This is a genomic window from Methylobacterium sp. Leaf466 (genome assembly GCF_001425565.1).
Taxonomy (GTDB): Bacteria; Pseudomonadota; Alphaproteobacteria; order Rhizobiales; family Beijerinckiaceae; genus Methylobacterium.
In genome coordinates, this window is the sequence record NZ_LMRC01000001.1 from 152,671 (window position 1) to 171,691 (window position 19,021).

The 19,021-nt window shown below is 64.5% G+C and carries 18 protein-coding genes and 1 pseudogene; 6 read left to right on the forward strand and 13 right to left on the reverse strand.

The features are described 5' to 3' along the window. Positions 1–12: 12 nt before the first annotated feature. From clpA to ASG59_RS00660, 3 genes are all read right to left on the reverse strand, one after another. On the reverse strand, positions 13–2,472 hold the full coding sequence (gene clpA / locus ASG59_RS00650; protein WP_056406400.1) for an ATP-dependent Clp protease ATP-binding subunit ClpA: 2,460 nt from the start codon (positions 2,470–2,472) through the stop codon (positions 13–15). Positions 2,473–2,495: 23 nt separating this feature from the next. Continuing rightward, positions 2,496–2,903, reverse strand: a complete 408-nt coding sequence (gene clpS / locus ASG59_RS00655) for an ATP-dependent Clp protease adapter ClpS (RefSeq protein ID WP_244475585.1) — start codon at positions 2,901–2,903, stop codon at positions 2,496–2,498. Positions 2,904–3,162: 259 nt separating this feature from the next. After that, on the reverse strand, positions 3,163–3,522 hold the full coding sequence (locus ASG59_RS00660) for a phasin family protein (protein WP_244475586.1): 360 nt from the start codon (positions 3,520–3,522) through the stop codon (positions 3,163–3,165). 307 nt (positions 3,523–3,829) lie between these two features. Between ASG59_RS00660 and ASG59_RS00665 the strand changes: the two genes are divergently transcribed. Continuing rightward, positions 3,830–5,314: an SPOR domain-containing protein gene (locus tag ASG59_RS00665; RefSeq protein ID WP_056406402.1), complete on the forward strand. Its 1,485-nt coding sequence runs from the start codon at positions 3,830–3,832 to the stop codon at positions 5,312–5,314. A gap of 135 nt (positions 5,315–5,449) precedes the next feature. Here ASG59_RS00665 and ASG59_RS00670 read toward each other — a convergent pair whose 3' ends face one another. Further along, positions 5,450–6,160 carry a DnaJ domain-containing protein gene (locus ASG59_RS00670; RefSeq protein WP_056406404.1) on the reverse strand — a complete coding sequence of 237 codons (711 nt, stop codon included), beginning with the start codon at positions 6,158–6,160 and terminating at the stop codon, positions 5,450–5,452. A 165-nt stretch (positions 6,161–6,325) separates the two neighbouring features. Further along, positions 6,326–7,456 carry a trypsin-like peptidase domain-containing protein gene (locus tag ASG59_RS00675; RefSeq protein ID WP_055883861.1) on the reverse strand — a complete coding sequence of 377 codons (1,131 nt, stop codon included), beginning with the start codon at positions 7,454–7,456 and terminating at the stop codon, positions 6,326–6,328. A gap of 428 nt (positions 7,457–7,884) precedes the next feature. Between ASG59_RS00675 and ASG59_RS00680 the strand changes: the two genes are divergently transcribed. Next, positions 7,885–8,100 (forward strand): hypothetical protein, encoded by a 216-nt coding sequence (locus tag ASG59_RS00680; protein ID WP_055883866.1) that lies wholly within the window; start codon positions 7,885–7,887, stop codon positions 8,098–8,100. A 176-nt stretch (positions 8,101–8,276) separates the two neighbouring features. Here the strand turns inward: ASG59_RS00680 and ASG59_RS00685 are convergent, their stop codons facing one another. Continuing rightward, positions 8,277–8,477 carry a hypothetical protein gene (locus ASG59_RS00685; RefSeq protein WP_056284921.1) on the reverse strand — a complete coding sequence of 67 codons (201 nt, stop codon included), beginning with the start codon at positions 8,475–8,477 and terminating at the stop codon, positions 8,277–8,279. Between the two features lie 211 nt (positions 8,478–8,688). Between ASG59_RS00685 and ASG59_RS00690 the strand changes: the two genes are divergently transcribed. Together ASG59_RS00690 and scpA are read left to right on the forward strand one after the other, a co-directional pair. Beyond that, positions 8,689–9,162, forward strand: coding sequence for a hypothetical protein (locus ASG59_RS00690; protein ID WP_056406406.1), 474 nt, complete (start codon positions 8,689–8,691; stop codon positions 9,160–9,162). A 59-nt stretch (positions 9,163–9,221) separates the two neighbouring features. Continuing rightward, positions 9,222–11,387 (forward strand): methylmalonyl-CoA mutase, encoded by a 2,166-nt coding sequence (scpA, locus tag ASG59_RS00695; protein WP_055884680.1) that lies wholly within the window; start codon positions 9,222–9,224, stop codon positions 11,385–11,387. 19 nt (positions 11,388–11,406) lie between these two features. On the opposite strand, the pseudogene ASG59_RS00700 reads toward scpA, so the two are convergent. The 4 genes and pseudogenes from ASG59_RS00700 to ASG59_RS00705 all read right to left on the reverse strand — a co-directional run. Beyond that, positions 11,407–11,964 (reverse strand): annotated as a pseudogene (locus tag ASG59_RS00700) (ATP-binding protein); the annotation flags it as partial. A gap of 121 nt (positions 11,965–12,085) precedes the next feature. Beyond that, entirely contained in the window at positions 12,086–12,520 is a 435-nt protein-coding gene (locus ASG59_RS19585; protein ID WP_082528558.1) for a nuclear transport factor 2 family protein, read from the reverse strand. Between the two features lie 68 nt (positions 12,521–12,588). After that, entirely contained in the window at positions 12,589–13,080 is a 492-nt protein-coding gene (locus ASG59_RS19590; RefSeq protein ID WP_082528559.1) for a lipocalin-like domain-containing protein, read from the reverse strand. 670 nt (positions 13,081–13,750) lie between these two features. Beyond that, positions 13,751–14,071, reverse strand: coding sequence for a hypothetical protein (locus ASG59_RS00705; protein WP_056406408.1), 321 nt, complete (start codon positions 14,069–14,071; stop codon positions 13,751–13,753). A gap of 389 nt (positions 14,072–14,460) precedes the next feature. Between ASG59_RS00705 and ASG59_RS20170 the strand changes: the two genes are divergently transcribed. After that, the gene (locus ASG59_RS20170; protein ID WP_156399058.1) at positions 14,461–15,345 is read left to right on the forward strand and encodes a hypothetical protein; all 885 of its coding nucleotides are present in this window, start codon (positions 14,461–14,463) and stop codon (positions 15,343–15,345) included. Here the strand turns inward: ASG59_RS20170 and ASG59_RS20175 are convergent. The 3 genes from ASG59_RS20175 to ASG59_RS20180 form a co-directional block, all read right to left on the reverse strand. Next, positions 15,287–15,568: a hypothetical protein gene (locus ASG59_RS20175; protein WP_156399059.1), complete on the reverse strand. Its 282-nt coding sequence runs from the start codon at positions 15,566–15,568 to the stop codon at positions 15,287–15,289. The genes ASG59_RS20170 and ASG59_RS20175 overlap by 59 nt on opposite strands. After that, positions 15,559–16,137, reverse strand: a complete 579-nt coding sequence (locus ASG59_RS00710; protein WP_056406410.1) for a hypothetical protein — start codon at positions 16,135–16,137, stop codon at positions 15,559–15,561. Before ASG59_RS00710 ends, ASG59_RS20175 begins: the two co-directional genes overlap by 10 nt. A 1,058-nt stretch (positions 16,138–17,195) precedes the next feature. Beyond that, the gene (locus ASG59_RS20180) at positions 17,196–17,396 is read right to left on the reverse strand and encodes a hypothetical protein (RefSeq protein WP_156399060.1); all 201 of its coding nucleotides are present in this window, start codon (positions 17,394–17,396) and stop codon (positions 17,196–17,198) included. Positions 17,397–17,616: 220 nt separating this feature from the next. Here ASG59_RS20180 and ASG59_RS00715 point away from each other — a divergent pair, with 220 nt between their 5' ends. Continuing rightward, positions 17,617–18,834 carry a DNA methyltransferase gene (locus ASG59_RS00715; protein ID WP_082528560.1) on the forward strand — a complete coding sequence of 406 codons (1,218 nt, stop codon included), beginning with the start codon at positions 17,617–17,619 and terminating at the stop codon, positions 18,832–18,834. Positions 18,835–19,021 lie beyond the last annotated feature (187 nt).

Sequence of the window (19,021 nt, forward strand, 5' to 3'; positions counted from 1 at the left end):
GGAGATGTCGACTCAGGCCTTGACCAGCGGGACCTTGGGCACCGTGCGAACGCTGCCGGAACCGCCGCCCTTGTCCTTGCCGTCATCCTTCTTGCGGACCACCGTGCGCGATTTGACCCTCTTGTGGCGCTTGGCGGCGTTGGCCACGTCCTTCTCGGGCTTCGGGGTCACGGGGCCGGCCGGGAAATCGAAGCCGAGCCCGTCCTTTTCGCCCTCGACCGGCGGCTTGACGACCACGCGCACCGCGCCGCCGTCCTTCAGCTTCCCGAACAGTACCTCGTCGGCCAGCGGCGTCTTGATGGTCGACTGGATCAGACGCGCCATCGGGCGGGCGCCCATGGCGTCGTCGTAGCCGTGCTCCACCAACCAGTCGCGGGCCTCGTCGGAGAGTTCGATGGTGACGTTGCGGTCGGCGAGTTGCGCCTCGAGCTGGAGGACGAACTTGTCCACCACCTTGGCCACGACTTCCTTCGGCAGATGACCGAACGAGATGATCGCATCGAGCCGGTTGCGGAATTCCGGCGCGAACAACTTGTTGATCGCCTCGACGTCGTCGCCCGTCCGCTTCGTCTGCGTGAACCCGTAGGCCGAACGTGCCATGTCGGCGGCCCCGGCGTTCGAGGTCATGATGATGATGACGTTGCGGAAATCGACCTGCTTGCCGTTGTGATCGGTGAGCTTGCCGTGGTCCATCACCTGCAACAGGATATTGAACAGGTCCGGGTGAGCCTTCTCGATCTCGTCCAGCAGCAGCACGCAGTGCGGGTTCTGGTCGATGCCGTCGGTGAGCAGACCGCCCTGGTCGAAGCCGACGTAGCCGGGGGGGGCGCCGATGAGGCGGCTCACCGTGTGACGCTCCATGTATTCCGACATGTCGAACCGGATCATCTCGACGCCGAGACTGGCGGCGAGTTGCTTGGCCGCCTCCGTCTTGCCGACGCCGGTGGGGCCGGCGAAGAGGTAGGAGCCGATCGGCTTGTCGGGATCGCGCAGGCCGGCACGCGCCAGCTTGATCGCCGAGGTCAACGCCTCGATGGCGTTGGACTGGCCATAGACGACGCGGCCCAGGTTCTCCGTGAGGTTCTTGAGCACCACCGCATCGTCCTTCGACACGGTCTTCGGGGGGATGCGGGCCATCGTGGCGATGGTCGCCTCGATTTCCTTGACGCCGATGGTGCGCTTGCGGCGAGATTCCGGGAGCAGCATCTGCGAGGCGCCGGTTTCGTCGATCACGTCGATCGCCTTGTCGGGCAGCTTGCGGTCGTTGATGTAGCGCGCCGACAGTTCCACCGCGGCCTTCACCGCCTCGGTGGTGTACTTGAGCTTGTGGAACTCCTCGAAATACGGCTTGAGGCCCTTCACGATCTCGATCGCGTCGGGGATCGAGGGCTCCTTGACGTCGATCTTCTGGAACCTGCGCACCAGGGCGCGATCCTTCTCGAAGTACTGCCGATACTCCTTGTAGGTCGTCGAGCCGATGCAGCGTAAGCTACCGTTCGCGAGTGCCGGCTTCAGGAGGTTCGAGGCGTCCATCGCCCCGCCCGACGTCGCTCCGGCCCCGATGACGGTGTGGATCTCGTCGATGAAGAGCACCGCGTTGGGGTGCGCCTCGATCTCCTTCATCACCTGCTTGAGACGCTCCTCGAAGTCGCCGCGATAGCGGGTCCCGGCGAGCAGGGTCCCCATGTCGAGGGAGAACACGGTCGCGTCGAGCAGAACCTCCGGCACCTCGCCGTGAATGATCTTCCGGGCCAGGCCTTCGGCGATCGCGGTCTTGCCGACGCCGGGGTCGCCCACCAGCAGCGGGTTGTTCTTCTGGCGCCGGCACAGGATCTGGATCGTGCGGGAAACCTCGGTCTCGCGGCCGATCAGCGGGTCGACCTTGCCGTCGCGAGCCTTCTTGTTGAGGTTGACGCAATAGGCGTCGAGGGCGTCGCCCTTCTTCTTCGTGCGCTCGCCCTCCTCGCCGCTCGGCCGCTCGGCCGCGGATTCCTCCTCGGCGCCGCGCACCGGCTTGGTCTCCGAAGCGCCCGGACGCTTGGCGATGCCATGGCTGATGTAGTTGACCGCGTCGTAACGGGTCATGTCCTGCTCCTGCAGGAAGTAGGCGGCATGGCTCTCGCGCTCGGCGAAGATTGCCACCAGCACGTTGGCCCCGGTCACCTCCTCGCGTCCGGAGGATTGCACGTGGATCACCGCCCGCTGGATCACCCGCTGGAAACCGGCGGTGGGCTTGGCGTCCTGGCGGCCGTCGCCGATCAGGTTCGACAACTCGGTGTCGACATATTCGACGAGGCTGCGCTTGAGGGTGTCGACCTCGACGTTGCAGGCCCGCATGACAGCCGCCGCGTCCTGGTCGTCGACCAGGGCGAGCAGGAGATGCTCCAGCGTCGCGTATTCGTGCCGGCGCTCGCCGGCGAGCGCGAGGGCGCGGTGGAGAGCTTGTTCTAGGCTGCGAGAGAAGCTGGGCAAAGCGGGGCCTCTGAGTGGGATGCCTATTTCTTTTCCATGACGCACTGGAGAGGATGTTGATGTTTGCGTGCGAAGTCCATGACCTGCGTCACCTTGGTCTCGGCGACCTCGTAGGTGAACACCCCGCACTCGCCCACGCCATTATGATGCACGTGCATCATGATCTGGTAGGCGTCCTCCTGCGACTTGTTGAAGAACTTTTCGACGACGTGGACCACGAACTCCATCGGCGTGTAGTCGTCGTTGAGCAGCAGCACCCGATAGAGGCTCGGGCGCTTGGTCCGCGTCTTGGTTCGGGTGATGATGGCGGTGCCCGAGCGGCCGTCGTCGCTGCCGCCCGGATCGCGCGGGTCCGAAGCGCGAGGCTCGGACAGGTCGGCGCCCGAGTGGGGGCGCAAGGGGCCGTCGCCCGGCGGCAGGACGTGAACCATCTGACTCGAATCGACCCGTTCGTGCGGCATGCTGCTCGTGAAGCTGCTGGTCCGCGGGTCGCGCCGGCGAGGCGCGCTCGCTTCGCCGTCAATCTATAGAGCGTCCGCGCCCTGCGCCAGTCGGCTGCGCGCACTTGTCCGGATCGGCGGCCCCGAGGGCGTTACGCCTCCCGCCCGTGCCACTCGCCTCCACGACGGAAAGGAGGGCACCACGGCGCCCTCCGAACGACCTGATGTGACGGCTGGATCGATGCCTTCTTCAGACCGCCGCGGGGAGCCCGCCCCGGACCCGGCCTTCGACGGGCTTGGTCAGGTCCTTCGCAAGACCCTGGTAGAGGTCGGCCATCAGCTTGGCCTGATCCATCAGCCGCTCGTACGAGCCCTTCAGGTATGTGGTCTGGATCTCCATGGCCGCCTGAGGGGTCTGCACCTTGGCCAGCGCCTTCATCGTTTCATTGGCGTGGATCATCGACTGCTTGGCGTAATCCACGGATTCGATGCCCATGGTCTGGGCGGTCCGGGAGAACGTACCGACGGCCTTGAGCATCGCGCCGATGCCGCCATGGCCCGTCTCACGGAGCGTGTCGAAGGCGGCCTTGTCGAGGGGGTTGGTCATCATGGGGTCGTCATGCCCTCGCGGGCATGCCTTCTTGAGGCGAGAAAGACGCGCAGGCGCCATCGGCGATCCGGCAGGGGTCGCCCCGCGCACGATTTATGTGCACCGCACCATTTCCCGTCAAGGCTCATGCTGCGTCGCAATATGTGCGAGCAATTTGCGGGCGCTGCATTAACCCGCCCGTAACCGCATCCTCCTAGCCTGATTGACAGATGTTGCAGGGAGACGGCCGCAGGGCCGCGTCCCGCTCCAGTCGGTTTGCGTCGCCGGTCGGCCCCGTGCCGACAGGGCCCGAGGACAGTGTGTCGTGATGCGTAGCGTTCCCAACCGAACCCGGCCGTCGCGGACCCTTGCCGCCCTTCTGGCCGCCACCGCCATCGTCGCCGTGACCACCGATTCGGCCGAAGCCCGCCGCAGCCGGCATCACCGCCCCGCGGGCGGCTACAACCCGCCCTACGCCGCCATCGTGGTCGACGTGAAGACCGGGCGCACCCTGCACGCGGTCAACGAGGATGCGCTGCGGCATCCGGCGTCCATCACCAAGGTGATGACCCTCTACATGCTGTTCGAGCAGCTCGAGCGCGGTCGCTATACCCTCGAGTCGCCGCTCACCGTCTCGGCCTTCGCCGCGGCGCGCGCGCCGTCCAAGCTCGGCTTCCGTGCCGGCGGCACCATCGAGGTCGAGGACGCGATCAAGGCCATCGTCACCAAGTCCGCCAACGATGTCGCCTGCGCCATCGGCGAGAACATCGCCGGGTCCGAGAGCCGGTTCGGCGAGATGATGACCCGCAAGGCCCGCTCGCTGGGCATGACCCGGACCAACTTCGTCAATGCCTCCGGCCTGCCCGATTCCGACCAGATCACCACCGCCCGCGACCTCGCGATCCTGGCCCGCGCGATCCAGGACCGCTTCCCCCGCTACTACCGCTACTTCCAGACCCGCTCCTTCGCCTTCCACGGCCGCACCATCGGCAACCACAACCGGCTGCTCGGCACGGTGGAGGGGGTCGACGGCATCAAGACCGGATACACCCGCGATTCCGGCTTCAACCTGATGACCGCGGCCAAGCTCGACGACCGCCAGATCGTGGCGATCGTGCTCGGCGGCAAGTCGGGCGCGAGCCGCGACCGGATCATGGCCGACCTCGTGCGCCAGAGCCTGCCGCGCGCCTATGCCGGCAGCCGCCAGGCGCCGGCCATCGTCGAGGTCGCCGAGCGCGCCCGCCCGGCGGTGGTGGCGGATGCCGCCGCCCGCACCCGCACCCAGTTCGCCTCCGCCGCCGACGACGAGGATGTCGACACCACGGCCTCGACCAACGCCGACGAGCCCCTCGACATCAGCCCCGGCCGCACGACCACCCCCGGAAGCGCCGCCCCGAAGGCGCGCCTGGGCGCCACCGCCAGCGCCCAGGCCTACGCCGCGATCCCGAGCCAGCCGGCCTTCCCCAATTCCGGGAAGGTGGAGGCCCGCCTCGCCTCCGTCGACGCGCCGGCCCGCGCCGAGGCGCGGTCCGACGCGAAATCCGCCGCCCTGCCGCGCGTCACCCCCACCGCCTGGGTCATCCAGCTCGGTGCCATGGACGACGAGGACAAGGCGAAGTCCATGCTCAGCGCCGCCCGCTCGCGGGGCGGCGGAGCGCTCGCCAAGGCCTCCCCCTACACGGTGAAGGTCGAGCACGGCGGCGCCACGCTGTACCGGGCGCGGTTCTCGGGATTCTCCGAGCAGGATGCGGCGCAGGACGCCTGCAACACCCTGAAGCGCAACGGCTTCAACTGCTTCGCCACCCGTAGCTGAAGTCCAGGCGCGACCCTGCGCCTGCCTTCGCGCGATCTCGTCAGGCGCACGGACGCGAAAGGCGCCCGTGCGTGCGCGATACGACCTGCCCGAACGATCCGTTCCGAATGTCCCCCTGGCAACGCGCGTGGAGTATCAGCGATGTCGGTTCGTCAGCCTGTCCCTGGCCGCATTGATGCGCGCCGCACCCTCGACGGTTCCGCCCTGGTCGGGGTGGGACCGCTTCATCAGCGTCCGGTGGGCGGTGCGGACCTCGTCCAGGGTCGCCCCGCGCTCAAGCCCCAGGATCTGATAGGCCTCCTCCTGCGTCATCGCCCCTGGGTCCGGCGGACGGCCCGGCCGCGGGTCGGAGTCGCGCTCAGCGTCTACACGCCAGCCGGCGTGCCGGCGGTCGAGATACGCCTCTAGCAGGTCGGCGCTGCGCGGATCGCGCCTGCGGCAGGCGGCCATCAGGGCGACGAGGGAATCCCGCGGCAGCGTCGAGAGGGTGCGGCCGGCATCCGGCCCGGCCATCACGGTGCCGTCGACGATCGATCCGTCTGCGCCGATCACCGGGCGGACCACTCCGGCCGAGATCGTCGGGCGCCAGCGCCGGGCACGATCGAAGACCCTGCGGGCCCGCAGGGCCAGGGCCGGAGCGCCGTCGAGCGCCCAGGCCCCGCCGAGCCCGAACACCAGCGCCAGGTCGAACCGTCCCTTCACGAGGAACAGGGCGGCCAGCGCCAGGGCACCGAAGGCCGCGATCCGCGCGATCACCTTCGCGCGCAGCGCCGGTGCGAGGCGTAGGAGGCTCCCTCCCCACCACCACAGGCCGAGGAGGGCGAGGGCGCCGAAGAGCAGGGTCATCTGTGGAACGGAGGCATGGGCGGGAGATCGTCCTGATGGTGGTCTTGGCCAGGCGGTGGTCCGGCCGTTGTAGCATCCCTCACCCGGGATCAGTCCGCGACGCCGGTCAGGCGCGGACTGCCTGCGGAGGGTGACGCGGCCTCGGGCGTCGAGCGCCCGCGAACATCACAGGCGGGCCTGGGCGATGTCGGCGGTCGTCACCCGCACCCTGCGGGTGCGGCCGTCGCGCTCGATCACCAGGTCCACCGGCGCGTCCATTCCGGCGGCCTCGAGGGCGGCGGTGAGATCGGCGAGGCGGTTTACCGGCTTGCCGCCGGCGCCCACGATGACGTCGCCGATGTCGCCGGTCTGCATGTCGACGCCGCGCAGGCCGGCGGCGGCGGCCGGGGAGCCGGGGATCACGCGCACGATCACGACGCCGTCGATCCCGAGCCGGGCGGCCGTGGCCTCCTGCCCGGCGATGATACCGATGCCGGGATTGCGGGTGCGCCCGTTCTTGATGAGCTCGGGCACCACCCGGTTCACGACGTCGACGGGGATGGCGAAACCGATGCCGGCGCTGGCGCCGGAGGGCGAATAGATGGCGGTGTTGACGCCGATGAGCCGCCCGGCGGAATCCAGCAGCGGACCGCCCGAGTTGCCGGGGTTGATCGCCGCGTCGGTCTGGATCACGCCCGAGAGTTCGCGGCCCTCACCCGTCGGCAGGCGCCGTTGGAGCGCGCTGACGACCCCCGTGGTCAACGTGCTGTCGAGGCCGAAGGGGTTGCCGATGGCGAAGGTGGACTGGCCGACCTTGAGGTCCGCCGAGGTGCCGATGGCGAGCGCCGGCGGCATGGTGGTGGTCCGGCCGAGGCGAAGGACGGCCAGATCGTAGTTCGGTGCGGTGCCGACCACGCTCGCCGACACCACGTCCCCGGACGACAGCCGCACGGAGATCGAACCGCCGCGCTGCGTCGCCCCGGCGACCACGTGGTTGTTGGTGACGACGTGTCCCGCCGCGTCCCAGACGAAGCCGGTTCCGGTCTGCTGGCCGCTGCCCTGGCCGTCCTGAGGGTCGGGCTCCATCAGCGCGCGCCCCTGTGCCGCCGATTGCGCGAAGACGTGCACCACCGAGGGGCTGGCACGGGCGAACAGGTCGACCGTCGAGGTCTCGGCCGGGGCGAGGTCGCCACGCGCCAGGACGGCCCGGGGCCGGTCGGCCGAATAGAGGAAGCCGCTGACGTAGGGCTGCAGGACGTACAGCGCCAAAAGGCAGAGGGCGGCGGTCCAGGCGACCCGCACGAACCGGTCCGGCACGTCTCAACTCCTTCGGTCAGCGGGGCCCTGTGCCTTCGCGGCCACGCTTCGTTAACTGGTCGTTCACCGCGATTCCTTCAACCAGGGGAACATGGCCCGGTGAGGTGGCGCCGATCGACGACTGTGCGTCCACGCACCGTGTCACGGCGTCATCGGCGGTAACGAATTGGACACGGCTTCTGATCATTCTGCGATCAGACGAACAAGAGGAGCGGTCCGGGGCGACGGTTTCGAGCATCGTGGTGAATTCATGATGAACGAAACCGGGGATGACGCGACGATCGTGGCCGAACGGCCCCAATTGATCGCGAAATCGCCTCACAGATGCTTCCATCATCCCCGACACATGCCTCGCGACGCCGGGGCTCACCCTTCGACGAACCCGGCGGGCCCGCAACGGCCAGCCCCCAACAAGGACCCTGAAGACCATGGAAACCGAAGCCCTCGAACGCCCGGCGGACCTGACGATCTGGCGCACCGCGCCGGCCGCCTCCCCCGTCGCGCAGCCGGCCCGCTTCGACACCCTGCGCGAGGCCATCGAAGCCGCCGCCGGCGCCCTCACCGACCCGGCCAAGCAGCCCTGGATCATCACGGAAGAGGGCGAGATCCTCTCCCCGAACTGGATCCGCACCTACCTCAACTGATCGACGGCTCCACCGCCGCCAAGTCGGTGCGCGCCGACCCGCGCGCCCGCACGACGTTCACCGCAGACTTCTCCCTCGATCGAGCCCCGCCACCGGCCCCTGCGGGTTTGGCGCGTCGCTTCGGTCGGGGGCAGACCCGTGACCGGCACGCCGCGCGAGAGGGTCCGTCCCTGCCATCAGGCAAGGATGTCGACCGCCTTGCCCTGACCTTCGGGCAGCGCGGCCCTCTGCGTTTCGGCGCTCTCCTGGATCAGGCCCGCGATCGCCCTCTCGCTGTCGCCCTGCTGACGCAGGGCGGCGGTCTGGAACGACCCGCGCAGGGCCGAGGCCTTGTCGGCCATGATCGACGTGGCGAGGCCGGCAATGGAATCGCTCATGGGTCGGTCTCCTTCGGTTTCCGGAGACCACGGTACGGCTCAACCCCTTCAGGTTTGCTCAACGGGATCCGAAAAATTGCGACGGATCGAGGCCGTGCCCCCTCGCGGCCGTCCGGCGGACCGTCACGCGCCGCGGGTTCAGGTCGGCCCCGTTCTTCCCTAAGCTCCTCATGATCGATTCCGCTTCCGGGTTCGTGGAGGGCGCTGCCGTTTGCCGCATCAGGTCAGTCTCGGTGACGACGATACCGCCGTCCGGCGCATCCGGCGCGAACTCGCCCGCCTGGAGGCTCTGGCCCGTCGCAGGAGGATGCGCACCTGGATCGCACGGGTCACGAGGGGGCTCGCCGGCGCCGGTGGGAGCTTCGCCGTCATGGTGAAGCTGAAGGTCGCCGGGTCGCTCGGCGGAAAACTCGTCTTGGCGGCCCTCGTCGGCCTCGGGGTGGCCTTGCCGATGGTGGTCCTCGGCGTTCTGGCGCTGGCCGTCCTGGTGCTGGCGATCGTCCAGTGCGATCCCGGCGGCGGCAGCGACTGCCCCGGCGATTGCGGCCGGCGCAATGCCCGGCGCGAGCGTCTGACGGGGCTGATCGACGAACGCGTAAGTTGGCTCGCGTCCCGCGACGGCCCGGCACCGTGCCGCGCGCCGGATCGGGACCGGGCGCGAGCGCGCCGACGCCGATGGGAGTAGCCCGCAGGGCGGCCTTGCTTATAATGCCGCACAACCTGTCGCCGCACGAGCACCCGCCCATGACGTCCCGCATCCCCGACTTCGCGACCGTCCCCTACGCGGCCGACGCCATCCCGGCGCCGGCGCCGCCGACGGGCGAGCCGTGGATGACGCCCGAGGGCATTCCCGTGAAGGGCCACTACGGCCCGGCCGACCGCGAGGGCGTCACCTTCCTCAAGACCTATCCCGGCGTGGCGCCCTACCTGCGCGGGCCCTACCCGACGATGTACGTCACCCAGCCCTGGACCATCCGCCAGTACGCCGGCTTTTCCACGGCCGAGGATTCGAACGCTTTCTACCGCCGCAACCTGGCGGCCGGGCAGAAGGGCCTGTCGGTGGCCTTCGATCTCGCCACACACCGCGGCTACGATTCCGATCATCCGCGCGTCTCGGGCGACGTCGGCATGGCCGGCGTGGCGATCGATTCGATCTACGACATGCGCACGCTGTTCTCGGGCATTCCGCTGGACGAGATGACCGTGTCGATGACGATGAACGGCGCGGTGCTGCCGATCCTCGCCCTCTACATCGTCGCGGCCGAGGAGCAGGGCGTGCCGCCCGAAAAGCTCGCCGGCACGATCCAGAACGATATCCTCAAGGAGTTCATGGTCCGCAACACCTACATCTATCCCCCGAAGGGGTCGATGCGGATCATCGGCGACATCTTCGCCTATACCTCGAAGAACATGCCGAAGTTCAATTCCATTTCCATCTCCGGCTATCACATGCAGGAGGCCGGGGCGACGCAGGACCTCGAGCTCGCCTACACGCTCGCCGATGGCGTCGAATACATCAAGGCAGGCCTGGGCGCCGGCCTGACCATCGACCAGTTCGCGCCGCGCCTATCGTTCTTCTGGGCGATCGGGATGAACTTCTTCATGGAGATCGCCAAGATGCGGGCCGCGCGCCTGATCTGGGCCGGCCTCGTCAAGGAGTTCGATCCGAAATCCGACAAGTCGCTGCCCTTGCGCACTCACAGCCAGACCTCGGGCTGGTCGCTGACCGCGCAGGACGTGTTCAACAACGTCACCCGCACCTGCATCGAGGCGATGGCGGCGACGCAAGGCGGCACCCAGTCCCTCCACACCAACGCGCTCGACGAGGCACTGGCCCTTCCGACCGACTTCTCGGCGCGCATCGCGCGCAACACCCAGCTCTTCCTGCAGCAGGAAAGCGGCACCACCCGCGTCGTCGACCCCTGGGGCGGCTCCTACTACGTCGAGAAGCTGACGCAGGACATCGTGGCCCGCGCCTGGGAGCACATCCGCGAGGTCAACGAACTCGGCGGCATGGCCAAGGCGATCGAGGCCGGCATCCCCAAGCTGCGCATCGAGGAAGCCGCCGCCCGCGCCCAGGCGCGGATCGATTCCGGCCGCCAGACCATCGTCGGCGTCAACAAGTTCAAGCCGGACGACGAGCGTGCCATCGACCTGCTGCGGGTCGACAACGGCAACGTCCGCACCCTCCAGATCGACAAGCTCAAGCGCCTGCGCGCCGAGCGCAACCAGGCCGACGTCGACGCGGCACTAGCGGCCCTCACCAAAGCCGCCACCGGCGAGGGTAACCTGCTGGAGCTCGCGGTGCAGGCCGGCCGCGCCAAGGCGACGGTGGGCGAGATTTCCGAGGCGCTGGAAAAGGCCTGGGGCCGGCACCGGGCCGAGATCCGCTCGATCTCGGGCGTCTACAAGCGGGAGGTGGGTGGCATGTCGCCGGTGGTCGAGACGGTGAGGAAGCTCGTGGAAGCCTTCGAGGAATCGGATGGGCGTCGCCCCCGCATCCTCGTGGCCAAGATGGGCCAGGACGGGCACGACCGTGGCCAGAAGGTGATCGCCTCGGCTTTCGCCGACCTCGGCTTCGACGTCGATATCGGGCCGCTGTTCGCCACCCCGGCCGAGGCGGCGCGCCAGGCGGTGGAGAACGACGTGCACATCGTCGGCGTGTCGTCGCTGGCCGCCGGCCACCTCACCCTGGTGCCGGAGCTCAAGGCCGCCCTCGACGAGGCCGGACGCGGCGACGTGATGATCGTCATCGGCGGCGTCATTCCACCCGGCGACTACCCGGCCCTGCATGCCGCCGGCGCCTCGGCGATCTTCCCGCCCGGAACGGTGATCGCGGATGCGGCGATCAAGCTGCTCGGCGAACTCAACGAGCGCCTCGGCTACGCTTCGCGGCAGGCGGCGGAATAGGCCACCGCCGCAGGAACGTTCAGGCGGCGGCGACGGCCCGTTCCGACCGGCCGCGGTAGGACAGCGCTTCCGCCAGGTGGAGGCGCCGCACCCTCGCCTCGCCGTCGAGGTCGGCCAGGGTGCGCGCCACCCGCAACACCCGGTGAAAGCCTCGCGCCGACAGGCGCATGGCCTCGGCCGCGTCGCGGATCAGCGTCGCCCCCTCGGCATCGGGGGCGGCGACCTCCTCGATCACCTTCGCCGGGCAGGTGGCGTTGGTCATCACGCCGGTGAGCCCGCGGGCGGCGAAGCGCTCCGTCTGGATGAGCCGGGCGGCGGCGACACGGGCGGCGCATTCGGCCGATCCCTCAGCGGGCGGCGGCAGGATCAGGTCGGCGGCGGTGACCGCGCCGACCTCGATGCGCAGGTCGATCCGGTCGAGGAGCGGCCCGGAGATGCGGGCTCCGTACTGGGCGACGCAACGGTCGTTGGGCCCGCGCCGGCAGGCGTAGCCGGGCTCGAGCGCCTGTCCGCAACGGCAAGGATTCATCGCGGCCACGAGCTGGAAGCGGGCGGGATAGGTCACGCGGTGGTTGGCTATTTTTTCAAATTCCCACCTTCTAAACTGGAATCACTCGTATTAGATGAGGTCAGGGATGAAGGTCGCAAATTTCGACCTTCATCCCTCCGATTATTCAATAAGCTAAACTAATACCCATTTAGTTCCAAGTATGAAGCACTGTTCGCCATTCGTCGCCTTGGCGCTCCATTACATTAATCCAGTTTCCCTCGAACTTCTTTTTGGCGCCGCCCTCTCCGGGTCCCATCATCTCCCACCGACCGGTGACGACGACCACTTTATCTTTCGGCAAGACAGAATTGACCGTGGTCTTGTGGTCTTCAAACCCCTTACTCTTGAGTCCTGCAAAGAATTTCGAAATGTTCTCTCCGCTTACAGGTGCTCCTTTCGGAACGACCATCCCATCTGATGTGTAGAGCTTGCCCAGCTTCTCCATGTCACCAGCATTATAGGCTTGGTCCCAACGATCAGCCGCCTTCTGGCCTTCATCTTTGGAAGGTTCCGCGAAGGCAAGCGCAGGAATAAGCAGCGCCACCGATACACACGCCGCCCGCTTCAAAATACTGAGAAACATTTGAACCTCCCATACTATTGTTTTACGAAGTCAACTATTCTTAAACTTAGTGCCGCAAAGATTGTAGTCTATGGATATTTTTCATAAGTTAGCGTGAGAACGCTCATCTTCCCATCGACGTTAAAGCGGAACGGCGGGGTCGCGATAACTAGCTTGTTGTCTTTATACTCAGCACTTCTAACCTGAGAAGTTCCAGACCAGACTTCGTTCCAGGATGTATCTATTTTATGAGTAACATTTTTGCCATCAAAGGTGTATGTTCCGGCATACGCAAAGAAGCTTTTATGTAGTCCAACGCGATCTTCATCAGTCATCTTATCGTTGGCTACTGGTTTTGTTCGCCCTTCGTGGGCCACGACTACCATCATTCGGCCATCCGAGCTATAATTTAGCCAGCCCGTGGGTCTTGGTCCGCCATAAGCGTCGATCACCTCGTTGGTATCCACGAGCAATCGGGTAGCAGTTACAAGTCGCCAGTTCCCAATCAAGTCTTGCGTATCGACCGCAAGTGCCGACGATACACCAACGAAAAACGCTGAGATCACTATCAACACTCTCACACGACCCTCCTCTGATTCGGGGCGTACGAATTTAGGACACAGATTTGAGCCCAAGTCGGAAATTATTGCTAGTGAATTTTTGCCGAGACCAGCCGCCTGCGGGGGTCATCCTATCGGCTTCGCTGATCTGCTCTGATCTTCGCGTTCGCGGGCTCCTTTTAGTCCGACGCAAGCGGATGCCTCGACCCAGATAATGCCCCAGCCGATCCAGGCTGATCACATCGAGCACCATGGCTCGAAGTCCTTCGCTCCATTGTCGGCCCTGCTATCAGAGTGGACCGCATATAGAAACGGAAGCGGGTACCGTGATGGGAACGAGGCGTAGGTCGTTGCAGCCACGGCCGAACGAGAGCGTACACCGCAAATTATTGTTGAACGCCAATGATCTACCGGGCGAAGGTAGGTCGCTGCCCGATTGCTTATTATTTCGAATCCTCACCTCCATTCAGTGTAGACGGATGCCGAGCACCAGAGGCTCAGCCGTCGCCTTGAACTGTTCCGGCGCACAAAGATGTGCGAGAACGGTCCCACCGAGGTGCGCCGGTGCGGTGAGCGCTGCGGGTGCTGGGAGTCGAATCCCTCTTGCGGCACTACCACCATTTTACCATTGAAATCAATCACTTAGCCTTGAGCTCAGTCTGGCATAGGCACCGTGCTTAGGCACCGCGGCCTACCCCCAGCGCATCTTCCACTCGAACGCCTGTGCGTCGTCCAAGAACGTGATCAGTAGCAGCATGCCCTCGTGGCGGCTGGCCGAGACTGTGAACAGCGGATCGATCTTGCGTGCTCGGAGCCAGAGCCAAAACTCAGCGGCGTTGCGCCGCTTGTAGGTGTTCAGCGGGTGATGCGTCTCCTGCATCAGCATCTCGATGATCTGGTAGGTCGTGCTGCCCTTCCGGATTTGGGAGCGGAAATGCACGAACGATCTGTGGACCCGTCGTCCGTCCGCGTACTCGGCCGGATTGTGAAACAGGATGAAGGTCGCGACCACGAGTCCGGCTCCAAGTAGGAACCCGGAATCTACCGGGAAGACCTTGCCGAATCGTATCTCAACTATCCGATGACCAACGTACAAGATAAACCGATTCGCGAGCCTGTCAAATTCGAGGCTATCAGGTTTTCTATACTGTAGACCTATTATTAAATATACTACAGTATAGACTAGCCAAGCCTCCCAGCTTGCCCTATTCAGAATTCCCTGTCATGACTCCCGCTTCGCGTCGAGCGCGCGAAAAACCCGGCCGCCCCTGCAAGGGCTGACCGGGTTGGATTCGAAATGGGGTCGTGAACAGTCCCCGTCATATTGAAGGTTTCGCCGGAGGTCTAGTCCTCTGATCGAGAACCTATGCGCGCTCGGCCTCATGAATGGGGTCGAAGTGGATGGAAGAATACGTTCAGGGCCTGCGAGCCCGCATCGCCGCGGCGGTTCCGGACGCGCTCGATGCGCTGTCGCGCGAGGTCATCCAGGCTTACGGCGGGCACAACCCGATCATCGACCTCGAAGCCGGTGGCCTGCTGGAGGAACTGATCCGGTCTCGTCGCATGGCGATTGCCGATCGCGGCCAGATCGCCTCGCACCTGCCCCCGATGCCGTCAGCGCCGAAGAAGGGGCGTGTCCTGACTTCGGCCCGACAGGTTCGAGACAGGAATCGGCGAGCGGCACGGTCCTATCTGTCCCAGGTCGCGACCATCCCCGCGAAACTGGTTCAGCACGCGCGATTCACGCCAGCGGTCAAATCCGTGATCGCTCGAATCTGCCATTTCGTCCGGAAGTCTCCCTTCGGCGTCTGTGACGTGACGGTCGAGTTCCTGGCTCATGGGGCCAGGGTCTGTAAGCGCGCGGCTCAGAACGCCCTGCGCGTCCTCTCCGAGTACCGCCTGATCGGAATCCAGCGTCGGCGTCGGGACACCAACGTCATCCGAATCCTGAATCCTGGCTGGGCTGCTTGGCTCGACCGTTCAGCCAGACGCCACGACCTCGAAAACGATTTTTCTCTTTCTTCTCAAATCCTTCTTGAGTCTTCTAAGGATGCACAGCCGTGCATCCATGTGACATCAGAGCAACAGGTCGAGGAGCCTGCTGAGGAGGCTGAGGCCCCCGTTAGCTCGAAACGCCCCAATCACCCGCCTGCTCTCAATCCGAAGACTATCACTGGTCCAGCCCTGAAGGCGTGGATGAACCGCTTCATGATCGAAACGAGCCGATTCAGAGACCGAGGCGCTGCTCTCTCAGCCGTTGGTACAACAGTTCGGGATCGAGGATGATAAGTTGGCCTGAGTTTCCGCGGCCGTAACCCGGTGGGGTGGGCTCACCTGCGGATGGCCCTGAAAACTGCCTCAGAAGCTCCTGGGGGCCTTCCCGATAAAGGATGCGTTCACGGTGCAGGAAGTCGTTCTCCGCCTCCAGCGCGGCGATACGAGCGTCCTGCGTGGCGACGAGTTCGAGCAGGGATTCGAGTTCTGCGGTAGCATTCGTGGTCACTGCCATGGCATGCCTCCTAAGCTGGCCTCAGGAGGCTCAGGAGCGGCACGGCTGGAAGCTCCGGCAATCTGTGCCTGCTCGCGCTGCATCGCCCCGTACATGTCCGTAGGGTCGTAGAACGCATACGCCTTGCGGCGACCCGTGCCGGGCTTCGCCCGCAGATCATGCTGAAATCGCCCGGCCGCCAACACATCGCCGTCGATGAAGACCACACAGGACATCGGCCCGTCCTTGTCCCGGCTGACCAGAACGAATTGGCCGATGTACCGCTTGTTCTCACGCTTCGAGCCGATGTGACCCATCTTCACCCACTCGGTCTGGTCGTTCTCCGCAATGGTCTGTGCAGTCTCGTATGTGAGCTTGTAGGTCTCATGGATTTCCGGGGTCATCTCGCCCTCGACCAGCTTCTTGTCAGCCCACTTGATGACGAGCTTCGGATCGATCAGTTGGACTGTGCGCTTCCAATACGGGTTGAACAGGTTCAGGCGTCCCTCGCAGTACGCCTCCAGCATCATCGTGTGCTGGCTCGCTCCCTTGGTCTTCGATGTGTCGTTATCGAAAAACTGGAACTGCATCACCTGAATCCCGTCTTTGCGTGGGCAGGGCTTCAGTGGTTCGCTTTTACGATTTGTCTTTGTCGATGTCACTTGTATCTCCGTGGTTTTGTTTGTACACAGAGATTTACTCGAATCGACGCCTTGCCATCAATATCTTTCTCATTGTCTATTGTGTTCTAAGGAAGAAAAAGAAGACAACGTTGTATATACAATGAGAATAGCTCTCATCTCGACAGGTCTCGATGAGACAATCGGGACCTCGCAAGCTCGATCCCGATACAATGCCGCGTCTCGCCGCTTACGGCCTCGACACGGAAACGAAACAGGGCCAGCGCCTCAGGATGTCTCGGTCGCTATCGCTCCCTCAACCCCTTCGCTAAATGCGAATTTTGAGGTTCGATTCGTTCAAGAGTGATTCCGTCGAGTCAAAGAAATTGTGCGCCGTGAATCGTCGAGAATAACTGCCAGGGCATGGGGCGCGGGTTCAGGTCGCGATTGATCGGCGCCCGAGAAGATCGGCTATGTGAATGTCGCGTACGATCTCCTGATCGATCTCTCGAACCTGTGCCGCTACATCGGCAGGTAGCAGATGAGCAGCTTCCGCCAGTCGTGCACGTAGGCGCGTGACGGTGCGCGAGGAGACGCGTGCAGTCGTTCTATCGCGTCTCGCGTGGTCCCGCAGAAAGTCTTCCCCCATCCCACACCAACGTGTCGCGAATGAACGCTGTGACTCCGCCAGTCCAAGAGCATGCAGGCGCTCGAAAATTCTTAGAAGTTGATGTCCGTATATCAAGATAGTTCTCCTCTCCCGCCGGGAAATCATGCGGGATAAATACACCGCGGCAAAAGACGCGATAGGCGGAGTCATCACTTTGACCAAATCGGGCAATCTATTTCAAGTTACTAAGCTGATCAGCACTCGAAACCTCTCTCGGTTCGTCAATTCGATTAACGAGAAAACGCGAGACGCGTACATAAATGAACAGACGCGGATCGCTCCAAATCTCTGGCTCCTCCACGTCGTGTGCTCGTGGCGAGATGACGCTCAAGTTATTCGATCTCTGTGATCCCCTGTTTCAGGTCATCGGCACCGGGGCTGTCGGCTCACGACGCTTCGGCGGCGTCTGCCAGCGGGAATCCCCCTTTACGCCCTGGTAGCGTTGCTTGGGCTCCGATTTGAACTGATGGGAAGCGGGCCGGGATTCGGATGGTGCAATGGGCTCAATAATGCCCGTTGCTTCGGTTTCGGTGAGATTGAAGATTTCGCTGAAGCGCATCCGATATTTATGCGATTGCCTCTATTGCCGATGGTTCGGCATATGCCTGCAAGCTGAGCGTCCTGTTACTCGCGTGAGTAACAGGGTTCATCGGCGTAGACCGCCCCTACGCAGCCGCATCGCGTCGCTCGATAGCTTCGAAGACTCAGCGCCATGAATGGTCAAGGTTTCTACCGTATGAGCCCTTACATTTCACGCTCTGTCCGGGTTCGCGCGGTCAATGAATCTACCCTCTGCGAATCCCGCCTCCAGCACGCTTGGTACTGAACTCCGTGCCGCGCGACATCGCCGTAAGCTGACCCAGAAGGCGCTCGCATCGCGGGCCAGGGTAGATGTCGCCACGGTCCAGAGTCTGGAGGGCGGCCGTGGTACTCTCGCTCCGCTTCTGCTGGTGCTGTCCGTGCTGGAGCATCGGTTTCTGGAGCAGCCGACCAATACCGGTGTTGGCTCTTGGCTGGTGTCACACCGGAAGCGTCTGCGGATTTCGCAACGGGTGTTGAGTGAGCGAGCCGGAATCTCCAAACCTGCAATCATTGCGGTCGAGCACGGCCGGGGTCACCTCAAAACGCTCACTGCTTGCATGTCGGCAATGGGGTTGCCCATCGCGCTCCGGGCGGACGAGGACGAATACCAGTCTGGTTCGGCAAACAGCGACTTCGCACCGAGGCGCGAGTTCGTGCAGGGCGACTGCATCACCGTGATGCGTGGAATCGAGGCACGTTCGGTCAATCTGATCGTGACCTCGCCGCCCTACAATCTCGGCAAGCGCTATCACTCCTACCGGGACAAGCTCCCCCTGGTGGATTACCGGGCCTTTGCGCAGGCATGGCTGACCGAGGCGGTTCGCCTGCTTGCCGACGATGGCTCCCTCTGGCTCAACGTAGGCAACACGCGGGACCCAGATGGCGGGACATTGCCACTTGAGTACCTGTACTGGCCCCTTATCAAGAACCTTGGGTTGACCCTCGTCCAAACTATCGTCTGGCACCATCACACTGGACTGCCGCAGGTTGCAAAATTCACGCAACTCACGGAGCGATGGCTCTGGTGTACAAAGCGGGCGAAGGGGTTCGTCTGGAACCTCGATGCGGTGCGTGTGCCGCCGAAAACCACTGGCAAACGTACCAACCCCTACGGTGCCAATCCGAGCGACCTCTGGAGCTTCACCAGCCTCGTGCACAACGCCAAGGCGCGACCCGATCACCCCTGCCCACAGCCAGTCGAAATGGTCGAGCGCATCGTGAATGCCTGCTCCCGTCCGGGTGGTGTCGTACTCGACCCCTTTGGCGGTTCCGGTACCACCGCGGTGGCAGCAGTCCGGAACGGCCGCGGGTTCGTATCCATCGAAGTTAGCCCCCGGTACCACCGGACAGGCATCGACCGCCTTAGAACCTGGGAGAGCAGCCAGGATGCGGCTGTCGCGGCCGCAGCCGCTTGAACGTCAGAAGCTTGCGGCTTGTCCTGTCGCCTCGGCAACACGGCTGGGCTTTCCGAGAGCGCCTGAGCGCGGAACACCCGCCGGGCCTACACCCGCGTCACCGCTGGGGCAGGAGCGTAGTGAGGAGATTCCCGTGTCCAATCCGCCGGAATTGCGCGTCCTTCGTGACGTTGGTCCAGAGATCGTA

What these genes read in the sequence shown, in the direction of transcription:
- clpS (WP_244475585.1), bottom strand. Translation starts at nt 2,903, where the DNA reads ATGGTTCACGTCCTGCCGCCGGGCGACGGCCCCTTGCGCCCCCACTCG.
- ASG59_RS00660 (WP_244475586.1), bottom strand. Translation starts at nt 3,522, where the DNA reads ATGATGACCAACCCCCTCGACAAGGCCGCCTTCGACACGCTCCGTGAG.
- ASG59_RS00665 (WP_056406402.1), top strand. Translation starts at nt 3,830, where the DNA reads ATGCGTAGCGTTCCCAACCGAACCCGGCCGTCGCGGACCCTTGCCGCC.
- ASG59_RS00670 (WP_056406404.1), bottom strand. Translation starts at nt 6,160, where the DNA reads ATGACCCTGCTCTTCGGCGCCCTCGCCCTCCTCGGCCTGTGGTGGTGG.
- ASG59_RS00680 (WP_055883866.1), top strand. Translation starts at nt 7,885, where the DNA reads ATGGAAACCGAAGCCCTCGAACGCCCGGCGGACCTGACGATCTGGCGC.
- ASG59_RS00685 (WP_056284921.1), bottom strand. Translation starts at nt 8,477, where the DNA reads ATGAGCGATTCCATTGCCGGCCTCGCCACGTCGATCATGGCCGACAAG.
- scpA (WP_055884680.1), top strand. Translation starts at nt 9,222, where the DNA reads ATGACGTCCCGCATCCCCGACTTCGCGACCGTCCCCTACGCGGCCGAC.
- ASG59_RS19585 (WP_082528558.1), bottom strand. Translation starts at nt 12,520, where the DNA reads ATGTTTCTCAGTATTTTGAAGCGGGCGGCGTGTGTATCGGTGGCGCTG.
- ASG59_RS20170 (WP_156399058.1), top strand. Translation starts at nt 14,461, where the DNA reads ATGGAAGAATACGTTCAGGGCCTGCGAGCCCGCATCGCCGCGGCGGTT.
- ASG59_RS20175 (WP_156399059.1), bottom strand. Translation starts at nt 15,568, where the DNA reads ATGGCAGTGACCACGAATGCTACCGCAGAACTCGAATCCCTGCTCGAA.
- ASG59_RS00710 (WP_056406410.1), bottom strand. Translation starts at nt 16,137, where the DNA reads ATGCAGTTCCAGTTTTTCGATAACGACACATCGAAGACCAAGGGAGCG.
- ASG59_RS20180 (WP_156399060.1), bottom strand. Translation starts at nt 17,396, where the DNA reads ATGCGCTTCAGCGAAATCTTCAATCTCACCGAAACCGAAGCAACGGGC.
- ASG59_RS00715 (WP_082528560.1), top strand. Translation starts at nt 17,617, where the DNA reads ATGAATCTACCCTCTGCGAATCCCGCCTCCAGCACGCTTGGTACTGAA.